Source organism: Photobacterium sp. OFAV2-7 (assembly GCF_022347985.1).
Lineage (GTDB): Bacteria > Pseudomonadota > Gammaproteobacteria > Enterobacterales > Vibrionaceae > Photobacterium.
The window spans coordinates 1-5,516 of record NZ_JAKRFQ010000292.1 but is presented as its reverse complement, the minus strand read 5'-3'; the positions used below and the strand labels follow the sequence as shown (position 1 = coordinate 5,516).

The 5,516-nt window shown below is 39.6% G+C and carries 3 protein-coding genes; all 3 read right to left on the bottom strand.

Annotation, left to right across the window (positions count from 1 at the left end):
* Window positions 1–104: 104 nt before the first annotated feature.
* On the bottom strand, window positions 105–1,091 hold the full coding sequence (locus tag MHN01_RS14965; RefSeq protein WP_239412079.1) for a zinc-binding dehydrogenase: 987 nt from the start codon (window positions 1,089–1,091) through the stop codon (window positions 105–107).
* A 607-nt stretch (window positions 1,092–1,698) separates the two neighbouring features.
* A complete protein-coding gene (locus MHN01_RS14960) occupies window positions 1,699–3,654 on the bottom strand; it encodes a methyl-accepting chemotaxis protein (protein WP_239412078.1) in 1,956 nt (651 codons plus the stop codon).
* A gap of 340 nt (window positions 3,655–3,994) precedes the next feature.
* Window positions 3,995–5,516: methyl-accepting chemotaxis protein (locus MHN01_RS14955; RefSeq protein WP_239412077.1), on the bottom strand; the 1,522-nt coding region annotated here is incomplete at its 5' end.

Genomic DNA, 5,516 nt, shown 5'->3' with positions numbered 1-5,516 from the left:
GAGAAAAAGGTTAGAGACTGTAAATAGTACTGCTGTGTATTGATTACATAAATGAGTAAGGTCTGGTTTTCAAACCAGGCCTTACTCGTATACTTTGAATGTTTTTAAGCTATTTTAGCGACAACTTTTCCCACAGTGCGCTGGTTTCGGATATCTAACAGCGCATCACCAACCTGCTCTAAAGATATAACTTTTAACTCCGGCACTGTCAGTTCTCCCGTCTCCAGTAGTTTCGATACAGCCTTACCAGCATTGACAATGGTTGCCCGGCCGATCTCGCCATTGACGTGACCTGAGCCTAAGCTCAACTGATGGAAACTTAGCCCTTTTAGAAAAGCATCAGGGTATACGGTCGGATTGACGGTCTTGACCAACTCGACTAATTCGCCTTCAAACCCGAGTACTGACGCTGCTATTACGTCGTTGTCACCACCAACGCAATCCAGCGCAACATCTACACCTTTATGCTCAGTAATTTCCATTACACGTGCAATAACATCTTCACTCTGATAATCAATAGTATGAGTTGCGCCCAGCATAGAGAGGTATTCGTGGTTGACTTTTGAGCTGGTCGCAATGATGTTTTTAACACCGAACAGTTTTGCTAACTGAATGGCAAAGCTGCCAACGCCACCAGCCCCTCCGACGATGAATAGACTGCTGCGTTCGGCAATATTGAGTTTATCCACCAATGCACGGTAGGCAGTCCACGCTGCGCACGGGGTTGCTGCCGCCAACTCAGCGCTGATAGCCGGGTGCGGCGTCAGCGTCCGTGAGTCTTGAACCGCATATTCAGCAAAACCGCCGTGACTTCTGCGCATGTTGCCGTGATATAAGACCCTATCGCCAACCTTCCAATTAGTGACTGCTTCACCGGTAGATACAATTTCTCCCGATACATCAAGGCCGCCGACAAAGCTATCGTTCATGTTTTCGACCATGCCATGCCAGAAATTCACTTTGCTATCGACGGGGTTCAGACCAACGGCATGAACTTTAACCAGCACATCAAACTCGGTATGTAGCTGCGGTAGGGGTAGTTCTGCCAATGAAAAAGTGTCTTGAGGTTGCTGATAGGTAATGGCTTTCATGGGGAAACTCCTTAAGTATTTTCAGGCTCTTGCCCTTTGCATGAAACAAAGACTAATTCAGAGTGTCAGGAGTGGAAAATTATCAATAGTTTTTATTTTGATAAATTTTATTTATGAACCTTGCCTCTTTCACCTTATACCGATTACTAAAGCAAAATGGTTAAGAAAGAGGCAAGATTAATTTATGGTCGTAAATATCATTTCATAACTGGATAAACAGTAGTGTAGAAACAACCATACCTTGATATACCATATCTCTTTAACTTCATATAGTTACTAAAAAATAACCATAAGTTGATAATTATGTGAAACCCTAGAAAATCTGTTGAGAAGCATGAAAGAATATTACTTACTTAGTGTAGGGCACTAGGTTTACTTCTAGGGCTGACCTCTTTTCTTATGAAAAAAGTTAATTATGCCATTTCTCCGCAGTGTACTTCCAACTTGATAGTCGCTTAGGTTTTATCCCGTCAGGCTCCCTCGATAAGTACACGATGACAGCCCACTTTTGATTGTAGGCTGTCCGATTTGATTAAAACACTTATTTAAAGCTGTAGGGTCGGGTATGAGTCAGTACAACTGTCAAGCGAAGTCTATAAAGCTATATTTATACCTTAAATCTTGAGGTGACGTCGCCAATCTGTGCTGCCATCTGTTCTACATATTTACTAGCCTTATGAGCTTCATTGGCCGACTCCATAGTTTTCTCAATAGTACCTCTAATCTCAGTCATATTATTTGTAACCTCATTAGCAGCCACGGACTGTTGAGACACAGCAGCAGCAACTAAGGTATTCATTTCTGAAATCTCATTTATTGCCGCATAGATAACTTCAAGAGCCCGGTCGGTCTGTCCCGACTTCTCTAAACTGACCGTAGCCAAGCATGCGCTACTTTCCATTACGGTTACAACTTCTTGAGTTCCTTTTTGGAGGCTATCAATAATTTTTTGGATTTCAGCTGTAGATTCTTGTGTTCTCGAAGCAAGAGTTCGAACTTCATCAGCGACTACAGCAAAGCCTCGTCCAGCTTCCCCGGCACGGGCAGCCTCAATTGCAGCATTCAGTGCTAACAGGTTAGTCTGCTCTGAAATTGAGCCAATAACATCTAGCACAGAAACTATATCAGCATTTTTTTCTTCTAAATTCTTTATCGCAACCATCGAGCTCTGCATGCTCTCAGCAAGAGAACTTACTGAATCGAGTGAGAGTTTTAGCACATCCCGTCCTTGAGTCGCGCACTCCATACCTTCTCGCGATTTATCTTCAGAACGCTTCGCTAAATCTGCTACTTCATTGATGCTGTGAGACATTTCTTCAACAGCAACAACTATTTGATCTGTCGTCTCTTTCTGGTATGCAATTGTACTTACATTTTCTGATGCAATATTAGCACTTTGCTTTGCAGATCTTATTAGTGAAGTGTTCGTATCGACAAGTATTCCAATGAGGCCTCTTAACTTGGTACTCATTTCACAGACAGCTTTATAGATACCTGAATCTTTGTCGGTAACAATTAACCGCAGGCTAAGATCTCCGCTTGCTACACTTTGTGTAATATCTGCAATCTCTTTAGGCTCACCACCTATCGGCCGCTTGATTATTTTTGGCATAAATATGCTTATCATTGCACCAATGAATAGTGTAGCCATAGAGGTTAAAATAACAATTGTTAAACCATTTTCAGCATCGCGTTGAACTTTAGGCCCTAATGTATCTTGATCATGTTTTACAGATAGTTTTACTTCTTCTATGTCTTTGGCAACACGCGGTCCAATAGTGTTCAGGGTATTATTAATATAGTCATTCCGGCGAGTAATAATTTGTTCAATACTATCAAATGCCTTTACATATTGTGAATGCCTGTCAATAACCGTTGCTAAAAGAGAACGCCTTTCCTGGTTTTGTAGGTTATAATCCAGCTTCTCTAAATAAGTAGGCATTTCTTTTAATAGTTCATCTTTAGCTCTTTCTGCGTCATCAATATTATTTGTGACCAAATATTTGGTCACATACAACCGGGCAAGTAAAAGGTGTTCTTGTAGCTGTGCTGCAAAGAAAGATGCTTCTGTGTCATTATCTTCATAGGCAGATATAATTATATCAGACAACGCTTTTCTCATCGCTAAACCGTTTGGATCAAGTCTTTTCGTTACAAGAGCATTCCTTTCTTTGAACAGCTCAACTACTTGTTCAAAACCATCTTCATAACCATTAACCTCTGTAACAATGCTATCAACTAGCGCAGCCCTATCGGGTTGTTGAATTTCTGCTTTTGCTTCTTGCAAGAAGTCTTTCATTTTCATTTTACGGTTTTCATATTGAACAATAGAGTCATCTGATTGAGTATTGATATAGTTAAGTACAGCAAGCCTCATCATAAGCATATTGGCCTGTACTCTTCCTGCTAAGTTAGTATCTCTGGCTAATCCTCTATACTCAACAAGATCACTATGCACTCTATTAAATCCAATGAATGATGTCGTTGATATAACAGCAAGTAATAAGAAGATAACCCCAAAAGACGTATACAATTGAGCATTAAGATTTAAACGGTTTAACATAGGCTAACCTTTCATAATTATTAGACTTATTAACAGTTCGGTTAATATCTATATTATTACATGTTTTAAAGCAAATACTCAAATCACACTAAAAGATATATTATTATTGTACTAACCAAATAATGAGAGTGATATATTCCCAGAAGCTAAGGAAATATATAACAACTGTAGCTTGATCGAGTTACGTTAAGAGGTGTCATTAATAATGCTCAACTCCACAATCAACATTAATACGTAGCTAATACCTCTTGCCTAACAAGGCAGAGGTGTTAAGTTTTACCTTTAACCGTATTTTACACCTTATTATTTCCAAGGATTATAAATATTATCAAAGGTATGATTAAAGTTTAAATTGAGACACCAAAACCCTCAATTCCTGAGTCATATTTATTAAATCGTTGTTGGTCATCGATAATTGTTTTATGCCTACGGTAGATTCTTCACAAATCGTACTGATTTCAGCCATATGATTACCGATCTCATTACTTGTGAGGCTTTGTTGTTCTGTTGCAATAACGATTTGGCGGTTCATATCACTGACGCGTTCCACGATTTCTATGATATTAAGTAGCGCCATATTGGTTAACTTAGTTTGAGATATCGCATTTGCAGCCTTAGCCTCACTCATTTCCATAACCTGAGTTGCTTCTTCAGCGTCAACTTGGATGCCATTGGTGATGTTCAGGATTTCTTTGGTTGCCTCTTGTGTCCTTAATGCTAAGGTACGAACCTCATCAGCAACAACAGCAAAACCTTTACCTGAATCACCTGCTCGAGCAGCCTCAATAGCGGCATTAAGCGCTAAAAGGTTTGTTTGATCGGCTATACCCTGGATGACATTAAGTACTTGATCAATATTTTGGCTATGAGCTACCAGTTTTTTGATCACTTCTATAGCACTTCCCACTTCATCGCTAAGTAACTCTACGCCTCGAATACTTAGTTTTGTCTTTTCCTCGCCTTGGTAGACTTCTTGCCTTGCTTGTATTGCAGCATCCCTTGCCTGATTTGTATTTTTCATTACCTCATCTACTGTGACGTTCATCTCTTCTACTGAAGCGGTGATTAGATTGATATCGTGTTGTTGTTTCAGTGCTCCATTTTTTGCCTGTTCCATAACAACTGACATTTCTTCAGTAGTAGAAACCAATTGTAATGCTGACTGTGAAACAATATTGACCATGTAATGGATTTTACCTACAAAAGTATTGAAAGCGAGTCCCAGTTCCGCGATCTCATCATCTCCCTTGGTATCCAGTACAACACTTAGGTCACCGTCACCCTTGGATATGTCTACCATACTGGTGGTGACTTGCTGTAATCGAGCAGAGATTCGGTTTGCAATGTTAAAAACCAGAGTTGAAATTGCAAAGGCAATTCCAATGCCAAGCATAAGTAGAAATTGTTCTGCTTTGAAACGAGCTTGGTTAATAGCTCTTTTGAGCTTACTGGCTTCTTCTGCTAGTAAGACTTCTGTTTTCTTAACTGTACTTCTGAGCTCACCAATCATTCCTTGATAGTCGGTTAAGCCTTTCTGCTGGGACAGTGACACAAATTGTTTAAAAGCTTTCTTGTATTGTTCAAATAATAGAATAGTTTGTGTGTCTGCTAGATCTTCATGCAATAAGAGTTGCTTGAGTACATCATTTAACCTGTTGTCAAAAGCATTAACATACTTCAAATCACCTCTTAGCATAAAATCCTTCTCATGGCGGCGTAGAAGGAGTAGTTGATTGGTTAAGGTGATATTTTTAGTGCTACTGATATTATCTTCTAACTTATGAGCTGCATTTCTTAGCAAGCCATATGAACCATCATTTTTCTCAAGTCCTATTTTTTGTTGAACTGAAACAACATCCAAA

Coding starts and splice junctions, on each gene's coding strand:
- MHN01_RS14960 (WP_239412078.1), bottom strand. CDS start 3,654: ATGTTAAACCGTTTAAATCTTAATGCTCAATTGTATACGTCTTTTGGG.
- MHN01_RS14965 (WP_239412079.1), bottom strand. CDS start 1,091: ATGAAAGCCATTACCTATCAGCAACCTCAAGACACTTTTTCATTGGCA.